The sequence below is a fragment of the Burkholderia sp. Ac-20379 genome (assembly GCF_017104645.1).
In the GTDB taxonomy this organism is placed as follows: Bacteria; Pseudomonadota; Gammaproteobacteria; order Burkholderiales; family Burkholderiaceae; genus Burkholderia.
In genome coordinates this window covers 1-24,930 of record NZ_JAAGPF010000064.1, presented here as the reverse complement: position 1 = coordinate 24,930, position 24,930 = coordinate 1, and the positions used below count along the sequence as shown (strand labels likewise).

24 protein-coding genes are annotated in these 24,930 nt (G+C 65.9%); 14 read left to right on the top strand and 10 right to left on the bottom strand.

Annotated elements, in window-relative coordinates; all coding sequences use genetic code 11:
• Positions 1–8: 8 nt before the first annotated feature.
• Together G3N92_RS11530 and G3N92_RS11525 are read right to left on the bottom strand one after the other, a co-directional pair.
• Positions 9–1,292, bottom strand: a complete 1,284-nt coding sequence (locus G3N92_RS11530; RefSeq protein ID WP_206127600.1) for an MFS transporter — start codon at positions 1,290–1,292, stop codon at positions 9–11.
• A 180-nt stretch (positions 1,293–1,472) separates the two neighbouring features.
• The gene (locus G3N92_RS11525) at positions 1,473–2,372 is read right to left on the bottom strand and encodes a LysR family transcriptional regulator (protein WP_206127599.1); all 900 of its coding nucleotides are present in this window, start codon (positions 2,370–2,372) and stop codon (positions 1,473–1,475) included.
• A 136-nt stretch (positions 2,373–2,508) separates the two neighbouring features.
• Between G3N92_RS11525 and G3N92_RS11520 the strand changes: the two genes are divergently transcribed.
• Positions 2,509–3,168, top strand: coding sequence for an RraA family protein (locus tag G3N92_RS11520; protein ID WP_241014735.1), 660 nt, complete (start codon positions 2,509–2,511; stop codon positions 3,166–3,168).
• Positions 3,169–3,201: 33 nt separating this feature from the next.
• Here the strand turns inward: G3N92_RS11520 and G3N92_RS11515 are convergent, their stop codons facing one another.
• The gene (locus G3N92_RS11515) at positions 3,202–4,485 is read right to left on the bottom strand and encodes a HAMP domain-containing sensor histidine kinase (protein ID WP_206127597.1); all 1,284 of its coding nucleotides are present in this window, start codon (positions 4,483–4,485) and stop codon (positions 3,202–3,204) included.
• Positions 4,486–4,797: 312 nt separating this feature from the next.
• On the opposite strand from G3N92_RS11515, the gene G3N92_RS11510 reads away from it, so the two are divergent.
• Entirely contained in the window at positions 4,798–5,214 is a 417-nt protein-coding gene (locus G3N92_RS11510) for an antibiotic biosynthesis monooxygenase family protein (protein ID WP_206127596.1), read from the top strand.
• A 49-nt stretch (positions 5,215–5,263) separates the two neighbouring features.
• Here the strand turns inward: G3N92_RS11510 and G3N92_RS11505 are convergent, their stop codons facing one another.
• From G3N92_RS11505 to G3N92_RS11490, 4 genes are all read right to left on the bottom strand, one after another.
• Positions 5,264–6,520, bottom strand: a complete 1,257-nt coding sequence (locus G3N92_RS11505) for an aromatic ring-hydroxylating dioxygenase subunit alpha (RefSeq protein ID WP_206127595.1) — start codon at positions 6,518–6,520, stop codon at positions 5,264–5,266.
• Between the two features lie 164 nt (positions 6,521–6,684).
• The gene (locus G3N92_RS11500) at positions 6,685–7,611 is read right to left on the bottom strand and encodes a LysR substrate-binding domain-containing protein (protein WP_206127594.1); all 927 of its coding nucleotides are present in this window, start codon (positions 7,609–7,611) and stop codon (positions 6,685–6,687) included.
• A gap of 108 nt (positions 7,612–7,719) precedes the next feature.
• Positions 7,720–8,721 (bottom strand): glycine betaine ABC transporter substrate-binding protein, encoded by a 1,002-nt coding sequence (locus tag G3N92_RS11495; protein ID WP_206127593.1) that lies wholly within the window; start codon positions 8,719–8,721, stop codon positions 7,720–7,722.
• A gap of 239 nt (positions 8,722–8,960) precedes the next feature.
• Positions 8,961–9,686, bottom strand: coding sequence for a GntR family transcriptional regulator (locus G3N92_RS11490; RefSeq protein WP_206127592.1), 726 nt, complete (start codon positions 9,684–9,686; stop codon positions 8,961–8,963).
• Between the two features lie 207 nt (positions 9,687–9,893).
• Between G3N92_RS11490 and G3N92_RS11485 the strand changes: the two genes are divergently transcribed.
• From G3N92_RS11485 to G3N92_RS11450, 8 genes are all read left to right on the top strand, one after another.
• Entirely contained in the window at positions 9,894–11,033 is a 1,140-nt protein-coding gene (locus tag G3N92_RS11485; protein ID WP_206127591.1) for a hybrid-cluster NAD(P)-dependent oxidoreductase, read from the top strand.
• Between the two features lie 25 nt (positions 11,034–11,058).
• On the top strand, positions 11,059–12,285 hold the full coding sequence (locus tag G3N92_RS11480) for a Xaa-Pro peptidase family protein (RefSeq protein ID WP_206127590.1): 1,227 nt from the start codon (positions 11,059–11,061) through the stop codon (positions 12,283–12,285).
• Between the two features lie 467 nt (positions 12,286–12,752).
• The gene (locus tag G3N92_RS11475) at positions 12,753–14,249 is read left to right on the top strand and encodes an aldehyde dehydrogenase (RefSeq protein ID WP_206127589.1); all 1,497 of its coding nucleotides are present in this window, start codon (positions 12,753–12,755) and stop codon (positions 14,247–14,249) included.
• 3 nt (positions 14,250–14,252) lie between these two features.
• Complete coding sequence (locus G3N92_RS11470; protein WP_206127588.1) at positions 14,253–15,146, top strand: dihydrodipicolinate synthase family protein; 894 nt, start codon at positions 14,253–14,255, stop codon at positions 15,144–15,146.
• A gap of 18 nt (positions 15,147–15,164) precedes the next feature.
• Positions 15,165–16,490: an FAD-binding oxidoreductase gene (locus tag G3N92_RS11465; RefSeq protein ID WP_206127587.1), complete on the top strand. Its 1,326-nt coding sequence runs from the start codon at positions 15,165–15,167 to the stop codon at positions 16,488–16,490.
• 130 nt (positions 16,491–16,620) lie between these two features.
• Positions 16,621–17,481, top strand: a complete 861-nt coding sequence (locus G3N92_RS11460) for a proline/glycine betaine ABC transporter permease (RefSeq protein ID WP_206127586.1) — start codon at positions 16,621–16,623, stop codon at positions 17,479–17,481.
• Entirely contained in the window at positions 17,474–18,508 is a 1,035-nt protein-coding gene (locus G3N92_RS11455; RefSeq protein WP_206127585.1) for a betaine/proline/choline family ABC transporter ATP-binding protein, read from the top strand. Before G3N92_RS11460 ends, G3N92_RS11455 begins: the two co-directional genes overlap by 8 nt.
• Before the next feature lie 102 nt (positions 18,509–18,610).
• On the top strand, positions 18,611–19,930 hold the full coding sequence (locus G3N92_RS11450; protein WP_206127584.1) for an MFS transporter: 1,320 nt from the start codon (positions 18,611–18,613) through the stop codon (positions 19,928–19,930).
• A gap of 105 nt (positions 19,931–20,035) precedes the next feature.
• On the opposite strand, the gene G3N92_RS11445 is transcribed toward G3N92_RS11450, so the two are convergent.
• A complete protein-coding gene (locus G3N92_RS11445; RefSeq protein WP_206127583.1) occupies positions 20,036–20,725 on the bottom strand; it encodes a GntR family transcriptional regulator in 690 nt (229 codons plus the stop codon).
• Positions 20,726–20,863: 138 nt separating this feature from the next.
• Between G3N92_RS11445 and G3N92_RS11440 the strand changes: the two genes are divergently transcribed.
• The 3 genes from G3N92_RS11440 to G3N92_RS35485 are packed head-to-tail and all read left to right on the top strand — an operon-like array spanning position 20,864 to position 23,546.
• Complete coding sequence (locus tag G3N92_RS11440; protein WP_206127582.1) at positions 20,864–22,243, top strand: MFS transporter; 1,380 nt, start codon at positions 20,864–20,866, stop codon at positions 22,241–22,243.
• Positions 22,240–22,629 (top strand): carboxymuconolactone decarboxylase family protein, encoded by a 390-nt coding sequence (locus G3N92_RS11435; protein ID WP_206127581.1) that lies wholly within the window; start codon positions 22,240–22,242, stop codon positions 22,627–22,629. Before G3N92_RS11440 ends, G3N92_RS11435 begins: the two co-directional genes overlap by 4 nt.
• The gene (locus G3N92_RS35485; protein ID WP_339385894.1) at positions 22,626–23,546 is read left to right on the top strand and encodes an NAD(P)-dependent oxidoreductase; all 921 of its coding nucleotides are present in this window, start codon (positions 22,626–22,628) and stop codon (positions 23,544–23,546) included. The genes G3N92_RS11435 and G3N92_RS35485 overlap by 4 nt, the downstream gene beginning before the upstream one ends.
• 70 nt (positions 23,547–23,616) lie before the next feature.
• On the opposite strand, the gene G3N92_RS11425 is transcribed toward G3N92_RS35485, so the two are convergent.
• On the bottom strand, positions 23,617–24,177 hold the full coding sequence (locus G3N92_RS11425) for a DUF4303 domain-containing protein (RefSeq protein ID WP_206127580.1): 561 nt from the start codon (positions 24,175–24,177) through the stop codon (positions 23,617–23,619).
• Positions 24,178–24,319: 142 nt separating this feature from the next.
• On the opposite strand from G3N92_RS11425, the gene G3N92_RS11420 reads away from it, so the two are divergent.
• Entirely contained in the window at positions 24,320–24,658 is a 339-nt protein-coding gene (locus tag G3N92_RS11420; protein WP_206127579.1) for a hypothetical protein, read from the top strand.
• A 71-nt stretch (positions 24,659–24,729) separates the two neighbouring features.
• On the opposite strand, the gene G3N92_RS11415 is transcribed toward G3N92_RS11420, so the two are convergent.
• Positions 24,730–24,930 (bottom strand): hypothetical protein (locus G3N92_RS11415; RefSeq protein WP_206127578.1); only part of this gene is annotated, 201 nt, incomplete at its 5' end.

Sequence of the window (24,930 nt, the reverse complement as noted above, 5' to 3'; positions counted from 1 at the left end):
CCGGCGAATCAGGGCGAGGCCTGGCAAGCCGGCTTGCCAAGCCGGTCCGCCGTGAAGATCGCACCCATCGCGATCACGCACAGGCTGCTGATCGCGATCATTCCCATGGCATAGCTGCCCAGATGATCCTTGAAGAACCCGATGACGACGGGGCCGACCAGCCCCGAGAGCGCGCCGATCGAACTGATGAGCGCAACGCCGGCGGTGGCGCCCGGGCCGGCGAGAAACGCGGTGGGCAGGGTCCAGAACACCGCGAGCGCAGAAAAGCTGCCCGTGATCGCGATGCACAGGCACGCCACTTTGATCGGCGAGGACGTGGCAACCGCGGCGCCGGCGAGCCCCGCCGCCGCGGTGATCATGGCGAGCAGCGTGTGCCACATGCGCTCGCCGCTGCGATCCGAATGTCGGCCCCACGCGAGCATTCCGATCATCCCGCAAAAATAAGGCAGGGCGGTGATCAGGCCGGTTTCCCGGGTCGTGAAGCCGATCGATCGGATCATCTGAGGCATCCACACGCCGAGGCTGTTATGGACGAGCAGGATGCCCAGATAGCCGAGTGCGAACAGAAGAACCCGCTTGTCGACGAGCGTCTTGAGGAATGCGAACCTCCCGGTGCCGGCATGGCCGGTTTCGGGCATCGTGTTGCGTTCGAGCCAGTCGATCTCGTCGCGCGACAGCGAGGCATCGTGCTTCGGCTGTTCCTTGAGCACGAGAAGCACGATCGCCGCCAGCGCGAAGGCCGGCAGCGCCTCGAGGATGAACATCAGTTGCCATCCTCGCAGCCCGGATACCGGCGGCAGGCTCACCAGCAGGCCCGACAGTGGCGCCCCGATGAAGCTGGAAAGCGGCAACGACAGGATGAACAGGCTGAGGATTCGCCCGCGATACCGCGAGGGAAACCATCTCGACAGATAGATGATGGTGCCGAGGCTGAAACCGGCTTCCGTCACGCCGAGCAGGAAGCGCAGCGTGAAGTAGCTGCGTTCGTCCCAGATGAACGCCATCGCGCAGGCCACCAGGCCCCACGCGATCATCGTCCGGGAAAACGTCCAGCGCGCGCCGAAGCGGTTGAACAAAAAGGAAAGCGGGATTTCGAAGAGCAGGTAGCCGGCCGAGAACAGGCCGGCGCCGATCGCGAACGTCGTCGCTGAAAATCCGAGGTCCTGATTCATCGTCAGCGCGGCGAATCCGACGTTGACCCGTTCCAGATAAGCGACGACATAACACAACATCAAGAGCGGCACGATCTTCAGGGCAAGTTTCCTGATGAGCTCGGACTCGCTGAAATTCACTGCTTTCCTCCCCATGAAACGGTGACACGCCAATCGACTGCGGCTGCAGGGCGACACGCCCTCGACGATCGCTGGCAGGCGCCAGTAGACCTATTTCAGATGTATTCCGCAAGAGAAATAAAGTAACCGCTAACTGCGAATTTATGGAATATGTGGATGGGGCTGCCATGGGCTGCCGGCTCATCCCGCCGGGCGCCTGAATTCGCAGAGGCGTTTGATCAAGGCCGCAACCTGCGCCAATGGGGCGACGCGCGCACCGCGGTAGAGGGCGTGATAGGTGATCCGGGGAATATCGTCGACCTCGAGCACGACCAACTGGCCCCTGGCGATCTCTTCGTGAAAAAACTCGATCGGCAAAAGGCTGATGCCCAGCCCGGCCAGCGTCAGTTGCCCCTGCACCGGCAGGTTGTTCGAGCGGCTCGCGAACCGGGTCGGAATGCCGTGCTGCCGGAGCCAGGCGTCCTGGAGGCCGGACACGGTGGACGACGATCCGATCAGCAGCAGCGGGTGATCGGCAAGCTCTTGCGGCGAGATGCGCTGGCTGCGGGCGAATCGCGCCGGGCTCGAGAGCCACGCGATCCGCACCGAGCCGACGGCGGCGCCTTGATAGCCGGCCAGGTTGGCGCCGCCGCCCGGCACGACGACCATGTCCAGGGCGTTGCTGTCGAGACGCTCGAGCAGGGTTTCGCTGGCATCCACTTCCGGCTCGATCACCATGCGGGGGTATTTGTCGCGGATACATTCGATGAAGCGCGGCAGCCACGTGAGAGCGGATATTTCGGTCACGCCGAGCCGCAGGGTGCCCGAGAAGGGATCCGGATCCAGCACTTCCTTGTCGATCCGGTCGAGAAGGGCGAGCACCTGCTCGGCGATCGGCAGCAACGCGCGGCCGCGGGCGGTCAGCGCCGGGCGCTTCTGGCTGCGTTCGAACAGTTCGACGGACAGCGCCGCTTCCAGTTCGGCGATGCGCTTCGAGATGGCCGATTGTGTCGTGTGAAGGCTTTCCGATGCCGCGCTGAAACTGCCGAGCGCAGCCGTCGTGCAGAAGGCCTCGAGCTGTTTGATGGTGGGCTGGGTCAAGATTTCACCACGAAGATAATTCCTGGCATTGTAGGAAAATTAATCGCTTTTTGGAATCGATTTGCTGTCTAGACTGTTCGGCTTGCGCGATCCATCGCGGTCGCGCGTCATTCAAGGGGCAGCGATGGCCGGAACGATGCTGAAGATCGGAGCGCGCGTGCAGGGGCTGTCGTTGGCGGCCGCGCTCGAATTCGAGGGGGTGCCGGTTGCCGCCCTCGGCGACTGCATGGGGCGCGCGACAGGAACGGCGCATCTGCTGCCGCGACACGGGCCGGCGCCGATGATCGGCAACGCATTGACCGTGAAGCCGCGCCCGGGCGACAACCTGATGATTCACAAGGCGCTCGAGCTCGCCCAGGCCGGGGATGTGCTGGTCGTGGACGGCAGCGGGGCATCGGATAGCGCCCTGGTGGGCGATGTGATCCTGACGATCGCCAGAAGCCGGCGGCTGGCCGGCTTCGTCGTCGATGGCGCGGTACGCGATGTGGCCGCGTTTGCGCGTGCAGGATTCCCCTGCTATTCACGCAGCGTCACGCATCGCGGCCCGTCCAAGAGCGGGCTGGGCGAAATCAATACGACGATTGCGGTCGACGGCATGGTGGTGCATCCGGGCGATCTCGTCATCGGCGACGCCGATGGCGTGCTCGCTATCCGGCCCGACGATGCGCTTGCGTTGCTGACGTGCGCCCGGCTTCACATCGAGCGCGAAACGGCGTTGCGCGCCTCGATCGAGAACGGGACGTTCGATCTGTCCTGGGTCGATGCACGCATCGAGGCGCTGCAGCGCGGCACCTGATCGAGACGACCGTGCCGGGCTGAACGCGCCGATTCATCGATCGGCGGAGTCGGCCGCCGCGGCAGTCGGCACGGTCGGGACGGTGAACCGGAAGCACGTGCCGTCCGGCGTCGAATGGTCGACCCAGATGCGCCCGCCGTGCGCATCGACGATCGAGCGCGCGACGGCCAGGCCCATGCCCATGCCGTCGGCCTTGGTCGTGAAGAACGGCTGAAATATCGCGTCGAGCGTGTCGGAGCTCATGCCGGCGCCGGTGTCGCGTACTTCGAACAGCGCCTGGTTGCCGTCGATGCGTTCGACCGACAGCGACAGCACGCGCAGCGCCGAGCGGCTCGAATCGATGGCGTGAATGCCGTTCAGCAGCAGGTTGGCGAGCACCTGCTGGATCTGCACCGGGTCGGCGAAGATCGTGACGTCGTCGTCCACGTGCCGCGCGACGGCGATCTCCTTGGCGTTCGCCTCGGGCGACACCAGGAACAGCGCGGCGTCGATCGCCTGGCTGGCCGGCGCCCGTACCGATTGAACCGGCACCTTGCCGAGAAAGCCGCGCATCTTGCGGCAGATATCGGTGGCGTCGCGCGCCCAGCGCGCCGCGTTCTGGATCGACGAGGCGGCTTCGGCGAGGTCCGGATTGCCGCGATTCAGCCAGCGCGCCGCGGCGTCGGCCGAGGTGCTGGCGGCAGCCAGCGGTTGGCTGATTTCATGCAGGATCGATGCGGACAGTTCGCCGAACAGCGACACGCGCGCGGAACGCGCCATCTCGGCGCGCAGCGCCTGCAGCCGGTCGTTGTTTTCCTTTTGCTCCGTCACGTCGAACGCATAGAAGCACAGCCGGCGATAGCCCTCCACGTCGCGCGGCAGCGAGCAGCGCCACACGATCGGCACTTCCTTGCCCGAGAACGTGACGAGCGTGCGCTCGCCCTGGCAGGCGGCAAGGCCTTCGAGCATGGCGCGATAGACAACGATGTTGCTGCCGCGATTGGCGGGCAGCAACTGCCGCGCGGCCTCGAAAAATACGTCCTTCGAGCTGGCTTCGAACAGTTCGAGCACCGCGTTGTTCGCTTCCACGAACGAATGAAGGCTGCGCAGCGTGTCGACGGCGTCGGGGTGCGCGTCGAAGTAATCGTCGAGATCGGTGACACCTTGCTCGCGCAGCGCCTGGATCGCGAGATACACGCGCGACCAATCCTCCACCATGATCGGGATCGGCGCGGACAGGAACAGGTCGTTGTGAGCGAAATCCGGCTGAAGCGGCGAGGGCGGCGTGTCGGCGCCGTCGCGGTGCGAGGCGGCGGCGGAGGAGGCGATATCCGGCATGCTATGTCACGGGCATTGGTTATCTTGGGCAAGGCGAAACGGCAAGTCGCGCAGGCCGCATTCCGCCAACGCGTTCGCGACTATACCTGAGAAAGTATTGGGTAAACGTGGCTCGCCGGCCCGGATGCACAGCCGTGCGGAGCGGGCGCCGTTGCGGCGCTCATACCTTTAGATAGTTGCCGCGCCATCGCGGCAGCCTTAGTCTGGGGTCACGCATCGCGCGTTCGTTCACCAGCTCGACTGGTTTCGGAATCCGAATGATCAGACGAACGGCGCGATGCTCGCCAACCCGATTTCAACGACGCAGGATCCATGATGAATCAGACACCCGACGCCGCCAACTACAGCGACCAATTTCCCGATCACGGCCAATCGCAGGCCGACCACGACAAGAACCTCGCGACGGGCATCGTCGTCAGCGCGTATTACCGCGTTCATCCGGACGATCGCCAGACCTTCATCGATGCCGTGATTCCCGACATGCAGGCCGCCCGCACGATGCCCGGCTGCATCTACTACGCGTTCGCGCCGGATCTGACGGATCCGAACCTGTTCCACCTGGTGGAAGGTTGGGAGAACGAAGCGGCGTACGAACACCACGAGCAAGCGCCGAGCTTCCTGCAGGCGCTCGCCACGGTGGTGCAGCACGTTCGGATTCTCGATCGGCAGGGCGTGCGTTACGACGTCGCGAAGCAGCACATCGACGATCCGCGCGAGAAGGTGGCCTGACGCGGCGGGACGGCGGAACGGGGCGGCGGTGCGAGCCGCCGCCCCGGCCTTACACCCCGTTCGCCTTCAGCCGGCCCGCGTACCAATCGACGAACTGATCCACGTAGTTCTCGGTCGACGGCGAATACGGCCCCGGAATATACCCGGGATCGCGCGCGCCGCGATGGTTGATCGCGACGAGGCTCGCGTCCTGGGCATTGGTCGCCACCCACACTTCGGTCAGCTTGGTCACGTCGTAATCGACGCCTTCGACCGCGTCCGCATGCACGAGCCATTTCGTGCGCACCAGCGTTTTTTCCGGCGTGAGCGGGATGATGTAGGAAATCATCGCGTGGTCGCTCATCACGTGGGCCCACGAGTTGTGGCTCCACATGTGCGTGTCGCCGAGATCGCGGCGCACGATATCGCCGAGCAGCTTCCGGCAGGCGACCTTCGTGTCCATCGTCTGCGATTCGCCGTGACCGGCGATCAGCAGGCGCTCGGTGCGGAAATGCGTGGCGACGTCGCCCGACAGGCGCTCCACCGCCGAGCACAGCCAGCCCTCGCTTTCCCAGTTCGCCTGCGTGTCGGCGTTGAGCTTGACGTAGGCTTCCATCGCCTTGCGGCCTTCCTCGTCCATGTCGTCGGCGCTCGAGCCGGTCGATTCGGGCAGGAACGACACGGTCAGCTCGGGGTGCCCGGCTTCGCAGTGGTAGCACTCGCGGTTGTTCTCCATGACGAGCTTCCAGTTGCCGTCCTCGACGATCTCGGATTCGTACGCGATCTTGGTGTTCTGCAGCGCGTAGGGCGCGAATCGCGGCGCCATGATGTCCTCGAGCGCGGCGATGTCGGCCGGCGGCTCGTCGGCGAAGCAGACGAACACGTGCGTGCCGACCACCTTCAGATGCACCGGGCGCAGGTTGCGGCAGGTCGCATCGAAATCCTTGCCCATGTGCTTGGTGTGGCGCAGTTCGCCGTCGAGGTCGTAGGTCCATTGGTGGTACGGGCATACCAGCATGCCTACCGTCGACTTGCCCGGTTCCTTCAGGCGCGCGCCGCGATGGCGGCAGACATTGCGATAGGCGCGGATGTTTTCGTCGTCGTCGCGCACGACGATCACCGAGGCGTTGCCGATATCGACGACCGACACGTCGCCCGGTTCAGGCACGTCGGCGGTGACGCCGACCACGATCCAGTGCTTGTAGAAGAAGATGTCCATGTCCGTGTCGAACACGTCGGGGCGGCTAAATACCTCGCCGGGCATCCCGTATCCCGGCTCCCGGTTGTAAACCAGTTCGCCAAGCGGCTTCAGCGGCACTTCGGACATCGTCTTTCTCCAACGTTTGAGTGGGCGCGGGATATCGGATGTTCCCGTCGTGACGCCAGTATTCGATTGCGGAAACCGGGCGTCAATGCGCTTAATTTTCGTGGCGGTATGACTTTGAATCATGGCCGCCGGCGCGACCGATGGGGGCGATGCCGATTCGATGGCTATTCGATGCCCGCGGATTGGCGCAGCAGCTCGGCGAGCGTCTGCATCGCGGGCGTGACGGCCTTGCCGTGCGGTACGACGAGGTAATAGGCCTCGTCGAGTTTCAGCGACGCGTCGGTCAGCCGGACCAGTTCGCCGGAGGCGAGATGCTTGTGCAACAGCTTGCCCCAGCCAAGCGCGATGCCCTGGCCGTGCAGCGCCGCCTGCACGGTGTCGCCGTACAGGCAGGTGCGGATGCCGTAGCTCAGTTTCGGCGGCGGCAGGCCGAGCCGCCGGAACCACGTTTCCCAGGTCAGCCAGCCTTCCGAGGTCGGGTCGTAGCCGATCAATTGCGAGCGCGACAGTGCGTCGAGATCCTGAGGAATGCCGTGCTCCGCGATCCAGGCGGGCGAGCAGACGGGAAACACGAGCTCGTCGAACAGGAACTCGGCGGCGCCATCGGTCCACTTGCCGTCGCCCCAACGCACCGCGCCGTTCACTTCGTTGTGCCGGAGATCGGCGGTGAACATCGTGGTGGTGATGCGAATGCGCACGTTCGGATGCAGGCGCTTGAGCCTGGCCACGCTCGGCATCAGGTGATAGTGCGAGAACGTCGCGGTGGTGGCGAGCACCAGTTCCTCGTCCTCGATGCCGGTCATCAGGCGATCGAACATGCCGGCGATCTTGCCCATGCCTTCCGCGACGACGCCGTACAACGCATCGCCTTCGGCCGTCAGCGTCGTGGCGCGCGGCTGGCGATCGAGCAGGCGCACGCCGAGTTGATCCTCGAGCAGGCGCACCTGCCGGCTGACGGCGGCCTGCGTGACGCCGAGCTCCTCGGCGGCTTTCGTGAAACTGCGCAGTCGGGCCACGGCTTCGAACTCGACGAGCGCGGTGAGGGAGGGGATCAGTCGCCGGTAGCCTTTGGCGCCGTTGGGGGATTTCATTGTGTCGTTCTGATACTGGAGCCATGGAAACATTGAGCCCGGACGACGCAGGGTCGCCCGGGCCGGACCGCTGCCCGCCGATGAGGGCGCGCCATCATACGCGAGCGCTTACAGCGAATCCTTGATTTTCTGTGCGGCAGCCGGCGTGACCCACTTCATCCAGACGTCCGGCTGCTTTTGCAGGAAGTGCCTGGCGGCGTCGTCGCCGGTGGCCTGGTTCTCGGTCATCCACGCCATGATCCCCTGCACCTGCGCGGTGGTGAACTGGCGCGTGTTCAGATACTTGATGACGTCGAGCGTGGCGCGTTCGGCGAACGGCTTCGACAGCAGCGTCAGCAGACGGCTGCCCGGCCAGCCGTTCGGCTTCGGGTTTGGGCAACTGGCGACGGTGGTGCAGCGCGTCCACTCGGCCTGATCGATGGGCACGCCGGGCTCGAGCTTGACCATCTTGTACTTGCCGAGCAGCGAGGTGGGCGACCAGTACACGCCGAGCCAGCCTTGCTTGCGTTCGTACGCTTTCGCGAGCGAGCCGTCGAGGCCGGCCGCGGAGCCGGTGTCGACGAGGCGGAAGCCGGCGGGGCCCGCCTTGAACGCCTTGTAGAGTTGCGCGGTGTTGACCGTGATGCCCCAGCCTTGCGGGCCGTTGTAGATCGCGCCCTTGCCGGGGTTTTCCGGATCGGGGAACAGTTCGGGGTGCTTCAGGGCATCGGGGATCGTCTTGATGTCGGGGTGCGCATCGGCGATGTACTTCGGAATGAACCAGCCGTAGACGGCGCCTTCCTTGATCACGTTCGCGCCGAGCACGATCTTCTTGTCGTCGATGCCTTGCTTGGCCACGGCCGGCAGCAGGTCGATCGCGCCTTCCGAGACGATATCGGGCTGGCCCTTTTCGACCATCGAAGTGATGGTCGGCACGGTGTCGCCGATCACGGCATTGACGTTGCAGTCGTAGCCGGCGCCGAGAATCGCCTTGTCGACGGCGGCTTCCAGTTCCGCGCTTTGCCAGTTCATGCTGGCGATGGTGACGTTGCCGCAACGCGCGGCATACACGTGCGGCGCGGCGCACAACGCCCAGGCCGCGACGGCGGCGCCCAACAGTTTCTTGCTCATCTCAGTTTCCTTCCTTTGACCGGAATGACCCCCGGTGTTGCGTGGGACGATATCGCAGCCGAGCGCGATCCTGCCCGGACGGCGGCGATTCGATTGGCGACTTGCTTGGTAGTACTACTTTTTATGAATGATCGGGATAGGCGGTAACCGATTGCATGAATCTATAAAATAGGATTACTGAGTAAATGATCCGAGGCCGGAAGCCGTCGAAGAAGCCGGGCAAGCCCGGCTTCGCCCGGCTAGAACGGAATATTCACGTCCACGCCGTCCGGCGCCACGTACGACGCCATGTTTCTGCGCGCCAGCAGCACGTGCGCCAGCACGATTTCGCCGGCCGCCTCCGAATCGTGGCGCTGGATCGCGTCGATCATGTCGTCGTGCTGCTGCAGCGCTTCGGCAAGCTCGGCGTCCATCCGTTCGTCGCGCGGCTGATAGAACGTCTTGCCCAGGCGCGCGTGATCGATCAGCAGCCGGCTCAGGCTCGGCAGCAGATACGGGTTGCGCGCCATGCGCCCGATCGCGCCGTGAAACTGGTCGTTCGCCAGCACCCGATCGTCGACCGCGTTGCCTTCCACCGCGTTGCGAAACTGCGCCTGGATGCGCTTCAGTTCGTCGACATCGGCGGCGGTGGCATGAATGGCCGCCAGCTTGGTCGTCGCCACGTACACGAGCGGCGCGGCCAGAAAGTAATTGCGCAGCGAGTCGTAATTCATCGAGCTGACGCGGGCCGTGCGATTCGCTTCGAGATCGACATACCCCTCGGCCGCCATTTGCCGCAGCAGCTCGCGCACCGGCGGCCGGGACAGGCCGAACTCCTCGCCGAGCGCCACTTCGTCCAGGCTCGCGCCGGGCGCCAGTTCCATGCTGAGGATGCGATGCCGCAACGTCCGGCCCAGCACCGCCTTGCGATCGAGCGGAACGCTCGCGCCGTCCTGCGGTTCGTCATCCACCGTGCTTGCGTTCATGCGCTCTCCTGTTGGCAGAATCTTGTGTATTCAATTTGTATAAGTCAAGCCGTCTGGGTCGCGAACTAGGGTACGTCCTAGGCCGCGCGCGGAATCCGGCACATTACCTGAAGTAATGGGATCGCGAAAATAATGCGATTGACGACGTTTTTCGCGAATTCAATACTCGCCGCACCGACAAGAACCTGTTTCAAGAGACGCGATGCGATGAATTCGGTAGACAAGACATTCGACCCGGCCACGGACGCGGAGCGCCGGTATTCCGATCCCGCCACCTGGGAAGCCGCCGCGGCCGAATGGGGCAGCGGCGAGCAGCGCGTGCTGACCTGCTGCCGCGCGATCGACGAAACCCGCGACGTGAAGACGTTCGAATTCCGCGTGGGCGACGGCGCGCCGGTTCGCTTCGAGCCGGGCCAGTTCATGACGGTGTCGGCGACGGTGCAGGGGCAATCGGTGGAGCGCTGCTACACGATCTCGTCGGCGCCGACGCGCCCGCACCTGCTGTCGATCACGGTCAAGCGCGTGCCGGGCGGCACGATGTCGAACTGGCTCCACGACACCCTGACGCCGGGCAGCCTGCTGCGCGCCTACGGCCCGTCGGGGTCGTTCACGTCGACGGCGGCCGATACGCGGAAATCGCTGTATCTCTCGGCCGGCTCGGGCGTGACGCCGCTGATGTCGATGCTGCGCGCCGGCATCGATCTCGGCCTCGATCGCGACGTGGTGTTCGTGCACAGCGCCCGCACGCCGAACGACATCGTGTTCCGGCGCGAGCTGGCGCGCCTGGCCGAACTGTCGCCGCGGCTGCGGACCGTGTTCGTCTGCGAAGGCGTGGGCGACGAGCCTGAATGGGCTGGGCCGATCGGGCGGCTGAGCCTGCAACTGCTGAACGAGCACGTGCCCGATTTCGCCGACCGCGAAGTGTTTACCTGCGGGCCGGCCGGCTACATGAACGCCGCGCGCGATCTGCTGCGCGACGGCGGCCACGATCCGGCGCGCTACCACCAGGAAAGCTTCGACATCTCGGCCGGCGTGGCGCCGGAACCGGTGCCCGACATCGCGGCGCCGGCGGCCGCCGCGCAGGACACCTTCACGGTCACGCTCGCGCGTTCGTCGCGAAGCTTCACGATGAGCGCGTCGGACACGGTGCTGGCCGCCGCCCGGAAAGCCGGCGTGGCCGTGCCGTCGTCGTGCAGCCAGGGCATCTGCGGCACCTGCAAGACCCGGCTGATCGAAGGCGAGGTGGAGATGAAGCACAACGGCGGGATTCGCGACCGGGAGGTGCAAAAAGGTTTCCGGCTGCTGTGCTGCAGCCGGCCGGCCTCGGATCTCGTGCTCGAACTCTGAGTTCAATACGACATCGGGAGAGAAGATGGAGACCATTCAGGATGCCAAAGGCGAGGCGATGCACGGCGTGCCGCGCGACAGGCTGATGCGCGATGTCCGCGCCTACCGGCTTGCCCGCGTGCGCGAGCAACTGCAGCGGCACAAGGTGCCGGCCATCCTGCTGTACGACCCGGTCAACATCCGCTACGCGACCGACACCTCGAACATGCAGGTCTGGGCCGGCCGCAATCCGGCGCGGTACGTGATGGTGTTCGCGGACGGCCGCATCGTCGCCTGGGAGTTTCACAGCAGCGAGCATGTGTGGGACGGCCTCGACCTGAACCTCGAGTTGCGCGGCGCGAAGAGCTGGACGTTCTTCAACGCGGGGCACGAGGCGGAGCGCCGGGCGGCCGAGTGGGGCGCCGAGGTGCTCGACGTGTTCCGGCGGCATGCCCCCGACGATCGCGTGCTCGCCGTGGATCGGCTCGATCCGTTCGGCACCGCCTGCCTGGAGCGGCACGGGCTCGCGCTGCTCGACGGCCAGGCGCTGATGGAAACGGCGCGGCTGATCAAGTCGCCGGGCGAGCTGCAACTGATGGGCGAATCCATCCGCACCGCCGAGATCGGCATCGACCGCATGCTCGAGGCGCTGCGGCCCGGCGTGACCGAGAACGAAATCTGGGCGCACCTGCATTTCGAGAACATTCGCCACGGCGGCGAGTGGATCGAAACCCGGCTGCTCGCCTCGGGCGAACGCACCAATCCGTGGATGCACGAATGTTCGTCGAGAGTGCTGAACGAAGGCGACCTGCTCGCGTTCGATACGGACATGGTCGGGCCGAACGGCTATTGCTCCGATATCTCGCGCACCTGGCGCGTCGGCGATTCGCGTCCGTCCGACGCGCAGCGCAAGCTCTACGCGCTCGCCTATGCGCAAGTCCATCGCAACATGGAGATCCTGCGCCCCGGCATGACGTTCCGCGAGTTCTCCGAGAAGGCCTGGGACATCCCGGATCAGTACGTGAAGAATCGGTATTGCTGTCTCGCGCACGGCATCGGCATGGTCGACGAGTATCCGTCGATCGCGCACCGCGTGGATTGGGACGCCGCCGGTTATGACGGACGGTTCGAGGCCGGCATGACGGTGTGCGTCGAAAGCTACATCGGCGCGGACGGCGGCGCCGAGGGCGTCAAGCTCGAACAGCAGGTCGTGCTGACCGAAACCGGCTGCGTGCCGTTGACGAACTGCAGCTTCGAAACCGATTGGCTCTGAACCGCATCGGGTGCGCGACGGCATCCTGACGGCTGCCGCTCGCGCACCAGCGGGTTCTTGCCGCTGAACGTCCTCTCGCCCGCCGGCGCTCGCCGGCCGGGCGCATTTCCCCATTTCTCCATCCATCCGGCACACCGCCGACGCGGCGTGCCGGGCCTTGCCGCGCCTGCCTTTCGGACGCGCGCGGCCCGAGCGGACGCGCCGCGTCGGACTGATGGTTTTCCCCAAGTCGGCAATATGAATTATTGACTTCTACAATTTGTATACTGAAGATGGCCTCGAATCGGAAGGCGTCGTGAGCGAGTGGCGTTGACCGGGCCGGCTCGGCATCGAGACGAATTCGCTCAGGAATCCAAATGAATCCCCGGCGGCATGGCGCGAGGGCGCCACCGCCGCCGGGGAACCGTTGCAGGACATCGTGCAATGCGCCCGCGCACGGCGGGCCGCTAACCCAGGCGAGAAAAATCATGGCAGAACTGTTGTCCCGTCAGGCGTATCAGGACATCGCGCAATCGCTTCGGCTTCCTGCGCATTCGATCGTCGACGGCAAGCCGTACGCGGCGCTGTCGGGCGCGACGTTCGACACCCGCAATCCGGCCAACGGCGAGCGTCTCGCCGCGCTGCCGGCCTGCCAGGCGGAAGACGTCGATGCGGCCGTCGCCAGCGCGCGTGCCGCATGGCATGCCGGCGTGTGGTCGAAGTTGCATCCGGCCGAGCGCAAGGGCGCGCTGCTGCGCCTGGCCGCGCTGATCGAAGCGAATGCCCGCGAGCTGGCCGTCATGGAAAGCCTCGACAGCGGCAAGACGATCCTCGATTGCGAAACGGTGGACGTGCCCGAAACCGTCAACACGCTGCGCTGGCACGCCGAGCTGATCGACAAGATCTACGACCAGGTGTCGCCGGCCTCCGCCGATCACCTCGCATTGATCGTGCGCGAGCCGGTGGGCGTGGTGGGGCTCGTGCTGCCGTGGAATTTCCCGCTGCTGATGCTCGCGTGGAAGATCGGCCCGGCGCTGGCATCCGGCTGCGCGATCGTCGTGAAGCCGGCCGAGGAAACCTCGCTGACGGCCGTGCGCGTCGCGGAACTCGCGCTGGAAGCGGGCATTCCGGCCGGCATCTTCAACGTGGTGACCGGCACCGGCCCGGCTGTCGGCGAACCGCTGGGCCGTCATCCCGACGTGGACGTCGTGTCGTTCACCGGCTCGACGGAAACCGGCCGCCGCTTCCTCAAGTACGCCTCGGAAAGCAACCTGAAGGAAGTCGTGCTCGAAATGGGCGGCAAGAACCCGAGCATCGTCATGGACGACGCGGAGCACCTCGACGCGGTGGCCGCCCACGTGGTGAACGGCGCGTTCTGGAACATGGGCGAGAACTGCTCGGCGATTTCCCGGCTGATCGTGCACGAGGCCATCAAGCCGGCGCTGCTGGACCGCATCGTCGAACTGGCGAAGGGTTGGCATGTCGGCGATCCGCTCGATCCGTCGAACCGCATCGGCCCGCTCGTGTCGGGCGATCACTTCGACAAGGTCAGCGCGTATCTGTCGGCCGGGGCGAAGCTGGTGTTCGGCGGCAAGGCGATCGACGGCCGCTATGTCGAACCGACCATCGTCGAAGTCGCGAACAACCAGGACCGCCTCGCTCGCGAGGAGATCTTCGGGCCGGTGCTCGCCGTGATCACCGTGTCGAGCCTGCGCGAGGCGATCACGGTGGCGAACGACACCGAATACGGCCTGGCCGCATCGATCTTCACGGCGAACGGCGTGCGGGCGTTGCGTGCCGCGCGCGAGCTGCGCGCGGGCACCGTCACGGTGAATGCGTTCGGCGAAGGCGACATCACGACGCCGTTCGGCGGCTACAAGCAATCCGGGTTCGGCGGCCGGGACAACTCGATTCACGCCCACGACCAATACACCCAGCTGAAAACCATCTGGCTGAATCTGACCGACAACAATCAAGAGGACTGAACCATGAGCGCATTCGCATTTTCCGGGCTGAATCTCGCGATCAGCACGCCGTTCGATGCACAGGGCCGCATCGATTTCGACCGCTTCGAAACGCTCGTGGAGCGCTATCTCGCGACCGGCGTGGACGGCTTCGTGCTGAGCTCGGGTACGGGCATGCACGTGTACCTGTCGCAGGCGGAGTCGGCCGAGCTGGTGACGCGCGGCGCGCGCATCATCAAGGGCCGCGCGAAGATCATCGTGCAGGCCTCGGCGCTGCTCGTCGACGACGTCGTGTCGCGTGCGCGTCACGCGGCGGAAGCCGGCGCCGACGGCATCATGGTGCTGCCGCCGTTCTTCGAAGGCCCGACCGATGACGAGGGCATTGTCAACTTCTACGCCTCGGTGGCCGAGGCCGGCCTGCCGATCATCGGCTACAACGTGCCGCAGGCCGTCGGCGTCGAGATCACGCCCGACCTGCTGCGCCGCCTCTGCGACATCGAGCAGTTCGTCGCCGTCAAGGACAGCAGCGGCGACCTGGCCCGTCAGGCCAGCCTCGCGCGCACCGGCCTCGCGGTGATGAACGGCGCCGATCCGCTGGTGCCGTATGCGCTGTTCGCGGGCGCGAGCGGCTTGATCTGGGGCGGTGCGAACTTCGCGCCGAAGACGTGCGTGGCGCTGGTCGCCGCGGCCAAGCAGCAGAAGTGGGACACGGTCCGCGAAATCTGGCGCGCGCTGGCGCCGGCGATGTCGCTGATCTGGGAAGGCGATTACGTGCAGTCCGTCTATGCCGCGGCCGAACTGACCGGCTACGGCGCGGGTGCGCCGCGCCGCCCGCTCGCTCGGCTCGCGCCGCACAAGCTCGACGCGCTGCGCGCCGCGCTGGGCGACCTGGTCGCGCTCGAGTCCAACGCCGCGTAACCGACAGGGATCAACAGCATGTACGTTGCACGCAAGTTTCCCGAGTACACGCAGGCGTCGGCATGGGTTGCGATGCTGCCCGGCCGCAAGCCGAACGCGCCGCTCGATCGCGATGTCGTCGCCGACGTCGTGGTGATCGGCGCCGGCTTCGCGGGGCTGTCGGCGGCGCGCACGCTGCTCGCCCACGATCCGGCGTTGCAGGTGGTGGTGCTGGAAGCGTCGGAAGTGGGGCTCGGGCCCACCGGGCGCAATTCCGGCTTCGTCATCGATCTGCCGCACGAGGTGTCGTCCGACGATTACGCGGGCGGCGACGCAAGCGGCACGCTGCGCCAGATCGCGTTGAACCGCACGGCGATCGCGCTGGTGCGCGCCGTGGCCGAGGAAAACGGCTGCGGCCGCGACGTGTTCGATCCGTGCGGCAAATACAACGTCGCGATGAGCGAGCAGGGCGATGGGCACATCGTGTCGTATGCGAAGCAGCTCGATGCGCTCGGCGAGCCTTATCGGCTCCTGAATGATAAGGAAACCGAAAGATTGACGGGAACCCGCGCATTCACCTCGTCGATCTTCATGCCCGGCACCGCGATCATTCAGCCGGTGGCGTATATCCGCACGCTGGCGGCCTCGTTGCAGCGCGCCGCGCGCCTCTACGAGAACACGCCGGCGGTGTCGCTCGCGAAGCGGGGCGGCGCCTGGCAAGTCAGGACGCCGAAGGGCAGCGTGTCGGCCGCCAAGGTGATCCTGGCCGCCAACGGCCACGCGCAGAGCTTCGGCCTGTTCAAGGGCGAACTGATGCACGTGTACACCTACGCGTCGATGACCGAGGCGTTCGATCCGGCGCGCCTGGGCGGCGAGCGCAGCTGGGCGGCGACGCCCGCGTTCCCGATGGGCACGACGGTGCGCCGCGTGGCCGGCGAGCGGGGCGACCGCGTGCTGATCCGCTCGCGCTATACGTACAACCCGCGGCTGAAGATCGGCGAGGGCGACGTCGCCCGGGCCGGGCGCAAGCACGACGTGAAATTCGCCGACCGCTTCCCGATGTTGAAGGATCTGCGCATGGAATATCGCTGGGGCGGCGGCATGGCGCTGACCTGGAACGGCGTGCCGGCGTTCGGCGAAATCGACAGCGGGTTGTTCTCGGCCTGCGCCTGCAACGGCGTGGGCGCAACCAAGGCGACGGCATCGGGCATCGCGGCGGCCGACGTCGCGCTCGGCATCGACACCGAGCTGGTGTCGATCTTCCGCCGTTTCGCCGAGCCGAAGCCGTTGCCGCCGCAACCGTTCCTGACGATCGGGGCCAAGGCCAACCTCGCCTACAAGGAGTGGCGTGCCGGCAAGGAGTAGTCGTGCAAGGCGGCGCCGCGTCGGCGCCCGTTGAGAACCAATTGCGCAGTCCGCATGGCGCGGGCGATTCCACTCTATCGGAATCGGGCGCGGGAGCAGAAAAATGGATTGGATCAATCGATTTCCCCACATGAACGACGATGCGCTGCTGGTTCTGAAGCGCACGATCGACGAAGGATTCCGCGCATTCACGCGGGCCTACGGCGATTCGATCGACAACGCGATCGAGCCGGTGCAGCGCTGCCTGATGATGTGCGAGCGCTTCATGACGCATACCCCCTGGCCGATCATCCTCGTCGTCATCCTGGCGGTGGCGTGGGGCGCGAGCCGCAGCCTCAAGGTGGTTGCGTCGTGTCTCGCGGTGCTGTTGCTGATCGGCTATCTCGACATGTGGGAGGACACGATGCGCACCGTGTCGATGATCTTCGTGTCGACGGTGCTGTCGATCGTGATCGGCATGCCGATCGGCATCGTGATGGCGCATTCGAACTGGGTGCGCAGGACGGTGAATCCGGTGCTCGACGTGATGCAGACCATGCCGAGCTTCGTCTATCTGATTCCGGTCGTGATGCTGCTCGGCATCGGCCGCGTGCCGGGCCTGATCGCGGTGGTGATCTATGCGATTCCGCCGATGATCCGCCTGACCGATCACGGCATCCGGCTCGTCGATCGCGACGTGCTGGAAGCATCCGACGCGTTCGGCTCGTCGCCGTGGCAGCGGCTCGTGAAGGTGCAGATTCCGCTCGCGCTGCCCACCATCATGGCCGGCGTGAACCAGACCATCATGATGGCACTGGCGATGGTGGTGATCGCCTCGATGATCGGCGTGCAGGGGCTGGGGCAGCCGGTGCTGAAGGCGATCGCGAACCAGTACTTCACGCTCGGCATTTTCAACGGTTTCGCGATCGTCGGGATCGCGATCATCTTCGATCGAGTCAGCCAGGCCTATGGCAAGCGGCTCCAGAAGCATCAGGAGGTGGTTCATGGCTGATCCGCAAGCAGGCGGCATCGAGATCCGCAATCTGTACAAGATTTTCGGCGCGTTCGATCGTTCGCATCTCGACGCCGTGCAGAACGGCCTGACCAAGGCGGAGCTGTTGCAGCGTCACGGCCTCGTGCTCGGCCTTCGCGACATCAACCTGACGATGCCGGCCGGCTCGATCCAGGTGATCATGGGCTTGTCCGGCTCCGGCAAATCCACGCTGATCCGCCACATCAACCGGCTGATCGATCCGTCGGCCGGCCAGGTGCTGGTGGAAGGCGTCGACGTCATGAAGATGAAGGCCGTGGCGCTGCGCGAGTTCCGGCGTCTGAAAACGGCGATGGTGTTTCAGAAGTTCGCGCTGCTGCCGCACCGCAACGTGCTCGACAACGTGCTGTACGGGCTCGAGATTCAGCGCGTCGATCGCCGCCGATGCGTCGAGGTGGCGATGCGCTGGATCGAGCGCGTGGGCCTGAAGGGCTTCGAATCGCGCTATCCGAACCAGTTGTCGGGCGGCATGCAGCAGCGCGTCGGGCTGGCGCGCGCGCTGTCCAACGATGCGCCGGTGCTGCTGATGGACGAGGCCTATTCGGCGCTCGACCCGCTGATCCGCATGGACATGCAAACCGTGCTGCTCGATCTGCAGAAGGAAATCCGCAAGACGATCGTGTTCATCACGCACGATCTCGACGAGGCGCTGCGGCTCGGCGACCAGATCGCGATCCTGCGCGACGGCAACATCATCCAGCAGGGCACGCGGCAGGACATCGTGCTGCGCCCGGCCGACGAATACGTGGCCAACTTCGTCAAGCAGGTGAATCGCGGCCGCGTGATCGAAGTCGATGCCGTGATGGAGCCGTGGCGCGGCGGCGCCGCGAACGGCGCCGCGACGATCCCCGCCGGCACGACGGTGGAGGACGCGATTCGCGTGGCGTCGCGCGATCCGCATGGCGAGCTGACCGTGCTCGGTTCGGGCGACCGGCCGGTGGGCGTGGTCAGCCTGCACCGGCTCGCGGGCGCGCTGGCTGCGCCCTGAGTGCCGGCCTCGCGGCGTTCGAGCCTGTTGAAACAAGGAGAGTTCATGGCTTCAAAGTTTTCCGCACGTGCGTTACCGATCGAGACGACATCCCCGCGATCGATGTCCGAGAAGCAGAGGAAGTTCATCGCCCGGCTCACCTGCCTGATTGCCGGCGGCATGTTCATCGACGGCTTCATCCTGGGTGGCATGGGGATCGTGATGCCGGCGATCACGCGCAGCCTGGATCTGTCGCTGACGTGGCAGGGGCTGATCGGCGCGTCGACGCTGATCGGCATCTTCATCGGCTCGCCGATCGGCGGCTATCTGGCCGACAAGCTGGGCCGCAAGCCGATGTTCATCGTCACGCTCGGCATCTTCCTGCTCGGCTCGTTCCTGCAGTTCTTCCTTCGGGATGCCTGGCACGTGTTCGCGGTGCGGCTGTTCATGGGCCTTGCGATCGGCGCGGATTACTCGATCGGCTGGCCGCTGCTGGCGGAGTTCTCGCCGGCGCGGCTGCGCGGCAAGCTGCTCGCGTTCCAGGAGGTGGCGTGGTACGTCGGCTACCTCGTGTCGTTTTCGCTCGGCTACGTGCTGGTGGCGTCCTTCGATACCGACTGGCGCGTGATTCTCGGGCTCAGCACGATTCCCTCGCTCGCGGTGTTCGTCCTGCGTCTGGGTTCGCCCGAATCGCCGCGCTGGCTGATCAGCAAGGGGCGCACGGACGAAGCGATGAGGATCGCGAACGATCACATGCACGATCACGACGTGCGCGAACTGCACCGCGAGATCGGCATGAAGGCCCATGCGCCGGCCAACGGTTTCTCGGCGCTGTTTTCGCCGAAGTATCTGAAGACGACGATTTTCATCTGCGTGTTCTGGATCACCAACGTCACGCCGTATTTCGCGATCGGCACGTTCGCGCCGTCGGTGTTGCAGGGGCTTGGCGTGAAGAACGGCCTGGCCGGCGCGTTGCTGATCAATGGCGTGGTGGTGGCCGGCTCGCTGGCCGCGATGCTGCTGATCGAGCGGGCGGGGCGCCGCATGCTGTCGGCGCCGCCGATGTGGATCTGCACGCTGGCGCTGGTCGTCATCGGGCTGTGGTCGCACGCGTCGCCGGCCGTGGTGATCCTCTGCTTCGTGGTGTTCTCGTTCTTCAACGCGATTCCGACCGCGCTGACGGGCGTGTATCCGGGCGAGGTCTATCCGACCGAGGTGCGCGGGGCCGGCGTCGGGTTCGGCATGGCGACGTCGCGGATCGGCGCGGCGGCCGGCACGTTCGTGTTGCCGGTGGTGGTGGGCAGCGCGGGCGTGGGCGTCACGATGCTGATCGCGGCCGCGATCTGCGGTATCGGCGCGGCCGTGGCGCAGGCGCTGGCGCCGGAGACGCGCGGCATGAGCTTGAGCGATGCGTCGAATCCGGGCGGTGCGCCGCGCCCGTAAGGCGCGTGCACGAGCGCGATAGCGAACCGCCGGCAGTCGTTCGATTGCCGGCGGTTTTCATTTGGCGGTGCCGCAACGCGCGGGGGCGTTCCGCCGACCCGCGGCTCAACCCGCGGCAGCCGATTCCGCCTGCTGCGCGGCCCGCTCGCGCAGAATCCGCAACGCCACTTCGGCGGCCGCCTCGATATGCGCGCGGCACGCGGCGGCCGCGGCCGGGCCGTCGCGGCGGTCGATGGCCGCCATCACCCGGCCGATTTCCTCCACCGTCTGCGCGAGCCGCCCGCTGCTCGACAGCGACAGCGCGCGCAACTGCGAGTTGCGCGTCAGCAAGCGGTCGAGCATGCCCTTGATGAGCTGGTTGCCGCTGCCGCGCGTCAGCACGTCGTAGAACCGCCGCTTGATTTCGAGCAGCGCGTCGCGATCGGCGTCGGCGGCGCGCAGCGCCTCGAAGATCGCCTGCAATTCCGCGCGATCCTCGCTGCCGGCCCGCGTCGCGAACCCTTCCCCGGCCACCGCTTCCAGCGCGGCCCGGATCTCGTAGATATCCGCCGCTTCCTCCACCGACAGGCTGGCCACGAACGGCCCGCGATTCGGATGGACCAGCACCAGCCCCTCCGCCTCCAGCAATCGGATCGCCTCGCGCACGACGCTGCGGCTCGTTCCGAAGGTTTCGCACAGCAGCCGGTCCGGCAGATGGTCGCCGGGCATGAACTTGCCGGCCGCAATCGCGGCCCGCAGGCCGTCCTCGACCTGCTTGCGCACCGAAACCGGGGTGATTTTCAAAGACGTCGTCATCGCTTCCTCGTGGGGGACAGCGCGAATTTACCACACGGCCTGCATTTGACAGATTGACGGACAATCTTCCGTGTGCCATTCTGCGCGAACTGACAGATTGACGGATTGTCAGACAATCAAGAAATCGGAGGAGACACCATGAGTACACTCAGTTCGCGGCTCGACGCCTTGCCGCTGACCAGGTTTCACAAGATGGCGATGGGCGTGCTGGCGTTCGCGTTTTTCTTCGAGCTGGCCGACCTGAACACGTTCGGTTATGCCGCGCCGGCCATCGTCGCGCAATGGCACATTCCGCTGCATGCCGTCGCGCTGATCACGTCGGTCAGTTTCGGCGGCATGTTCATCGGCGGCGCGAGCGGGGCGATGCTGGCCGACCGGCTCGGGCGCAAGCGCGCGTTCGTCGTGAGCATCCTGGTGTACACGGTGTTCTCGCTGCTGAACGCCGCGTCGTGGGACATCTATTCGCTCGCCACCTTCCGGTTCCTGACCGGCATCGGCCTGTCGGCCATGACGGTGATCGCGAACGTCTATATCAGCGAGTTCTTTCCGGCGCGCGTGCGCGGCAAGGTGATGAGCACGATCTTCATGCTCGGGCTGATGGGCATTCCGGCGACGGCCTGGGTGGCGCGGCTGGTGGTGCCGATGGCGCCGTGGGCGTGGCGGCTGGTGTTCGTGTGGGGCAGCCTCGGCTTGCTGGTGCTGCCGTTCGCGTTCCGGCTGCTCGAATCGCCGCGCTGGCTGATGCTGAAAGGCCGCGGGCAGGAAGCGCGGATCGCCGTGGATCGGCTGGAACGCGCGGCCGGCCAGGTGGTGAGGGATCCGAACCCGGCGCTCGCCGCGATGCCGCTGGAAACCGGCACGGCCCGCGCGGAGCCGGTGGCCGTGCGCGATCTGTTCGCGCCGGGCTATCGGGCGCAGACGATCGGGCTGACGCTGATCTGGGTGTTCCAGACGCTCGGCTTCTACGGGTTCGTGGCGTGGGTGCCCACGCTGCTGGTGGCGCGCGGCTTCAGCGTGGCGCACTCGCTGGAGTACGCGAGCCTGATCGCGATCTGCAACCCGATCGGCGCCTGGATCGGCACGGCGGTGGTCGAGCGCTTCGAGCGCAAATGGGTGGTGGCCGTGGACGCCGTGGTGATCGCCGCGAGCGGGGTGGCGTACGGGCTCGCGCCGTCGCCGCTGTTCATCGTGATCTTCGGCGCGATCGTCACGCTCTCGATCCAGTTGATGAACGCCACGCTCTATATCTACACGCCCGAATCGTATCCCACGCGCCTGCGTTCGCTCGGCACCGGCTTTTGCTACGGCATCGGCCGCCTGACCAACGTGATCGGCCCGTTCATCGTCAGCGCGCTCTATGTGGGCGCGGGCTATCTGAGCGTGTTTTCGTATATCTCGGCGTGCTGGCTCATGGTGGCGATCGTCGTCGCCCTGGTCGGCCCGCGAACGACCGGCCGGTCTCTCGAATCGGTCACCCCCTCTGAATCAATAGTTCTCAACAAAGGAGTTGAATCATGAAAGAAGACGACGCGCTGTTCCAGAAAGGCATGCCGATCCGCCGCGAAGTGCTCGGCGCGGCCTATGTCGACGCCTCGATGGAGAAGGCAGACGACTTCATGATGGCGTTCCAGCGCGCCACCACGACCTGGGCGTGGGGCTGGGCCTGGGGCGACGAGACGCTCGACCGCAAGACGCGCAGCCTGATGCAGATGGGCATCCTGACCGTCGCCGGCCATACCGACGAGCTGAAGCTGCATGTGAAGGGCGCGCTGAACAACGGCGTGAGCGTCGAGGAGATCAAGGCGGCGCTGCTGCACGCGACCGCGTATTCGGGCATTCCGTACGGCCTGAAGGCGTTCAAGGCGGCGCACGAAGTGCTGGTGGCCGAAGGGGCGCTGAAGTGAGCGCCGCCGGCTCCGGCGGCTTCCGGAAAGTCGCGTTCGTCGGCATCGGCAACATGGGCTGGCCGATGGCGGCGCGCCTCGTCGAAGGCGGGTTCGAGGTGGCGGTGTTCGACGTGGCGCCGGCGCGCGGCGAGCGGTTCGCCGCCGAGGTGGGCGGCGCCGCGCCCGCCACGCTGGCCGATACGGTGAGCGGGGCGGACGCCGTCATCACGATCCTGCCGACCAGCCGCCACGTCGAGGGCGCGCTGCTGCCGCTGTGCGCCACGTTCGCGCCGGGCGCGCTCGTGATCGACATGACGTCCGGCGTGCCGGCCGTCACCCAGGCGCTCGCCGCGAAGCTGGCCGAGGCGGGCCACGCGATGATCGATGCGCCGGTGTCGGGCGGCGTGCCGCGCGCCGTCACCGGCGAGCTGGCGATCATGACGGGCGGCGCGAAGCAGGACGTCGAGCGCGCGATGCCGTTGCTGCGCCGGATGGGCACGACCGTGACCGAGGTGGGCGGGATCGGCGCGGGGCAGGCCATGAAGGCGCTGAACAACCTGGTGTCGGCCGGCGGCTTCCTGATCGGCGTCGAGGCGCTGCTGATCGGCCAGCAGTTCGGGCTCGATACTGAGACCATGGTCGACGTGCTCAATGCATCGACCGGCATGAACAACAGCACGCAGAAGAAGTTCAAGCAGTTCGTGCTGTCGCGCGCGTTCAACAGCAACTTCGGCCTGGATCTGCTGGCCAAGGATGTCGGCATCGCGCTGACGGTGGCGAACGAGGGCGGGGTGGCCGCGCCGTTTTCGTCGCTGTGCCGCGATTTGTGGAGCGCGGCCGTCAACACGCTCGGGCACGGCAAGGATCACACCGAAATGGCGCGATTCAGCGAATTGCTGGCGGGCGTGGCCTTGGGCGGCGGGCAGGGCGAATAAACCGCGCCGGTTATCTGGCGTCGCAAATGGCCGGCGGCGATCGCGGCCGGCCATTTTCGCTATAACCGAATCAGCTTTTCCGATAACGCTCGATAAAGCGTTGCGCCACGGCGGGCGGATTCAGCATTGTCGCGGATTCGCTTTCCAATGCATCGGCGCCGTCGTCGTCGCTGATCGAAATGAACAGCGTGAATTTTTCGCGCGCGGCGCCGGTGCCGAACAGGCCTTCCTGATCGAGCAGGCGCAGCGCCTCGATCATGTCGAGTTGAAGCGCCCGGAAAAACGCGCCGAATTCGGCTTCGGGCACGGCAGGGCCGATGACGGTATCGGCCAGCCGCTTGCTCAGCGCATTGAACGCGCTCGCTTCGGCCGCTTCATAGGCCCACTCGGCCGTGCTCCAGATCAGCCAGGCGGGCGCGGGCGCATGCGGATCCCGGCCGCGATTGAACTGCTGGCGGGCGCGCTCCAGGCCCTCTTCGGAATTGGCGGACGACACGACCGTCATGGCGCCGCTGTCGGTATAGAGCGCGAAGGTATAAAACGTTTCGTCGGGATGCGCCGCCAGCAGCGCGCGATAGGTGGTGCGCGCCGCATCGGCGATATCGTGTGCGAAGCCGGGAAATACGCTCATGGTTTCATACCGGTTCGAAAATGAAGTGAGCGGATTCTAGCATTGGATATTCATGGGAATAACCGCGCGAAGCGTGTTGTCGACCGGTCTTGAAATCGTGCTATATGTTCGTCTTCGCTCAACCTGAGAGATTAAAAACGATATGAAAACCGTTTCATTGCTTGTGCTCGCCTTGGCTGTCGCCGCCGCGCCGGCCGCGGTCTATGCCAAAACCGGACGCTGCCTGCTGCAGGTGAACCAGAAGACGTATCTCGACGGCCCGTGCGAGGTCAAGCTCGAGGAGCACGGCACGTTTTCGATTGGCGCGGGCGGCAAGCATCCGGCCAAGTATTTCGCCTATGTGCTGATGGACGACGACGGCGCGCACGGCTATTGGAACGAGGAACCGGGCGCGACCCATGCGCATTCGGATCTCGGCATCCTGAAGCGCGACGGCGCGTGCTGGGTGAACGACACGGCCAAGGTGTGCGCGTATCAGTAAGCGCGGGGCGGCGGGTCTGACGCCGTGCCATCTTCCACGGCCCGAACCGATGCTTCGGTTCGGGCCGTCGGTCAAATCGGGCGAATACGGCCCGTCGGCAGCACGTTCCACGTCACATCGACATCGATATCGGCTCCGGCGATGAACCGGCGGCCGATCGCGCGATAGCCAGGCAATCCGACCAGGCGCGCGAGCGCGGTCAGCGCGTTTTCGCCGCCCGGCCGGGCGCCGCGGGCCGCAGTGCGGCGAGCGCCTCGGCGGCCACCGCCGCC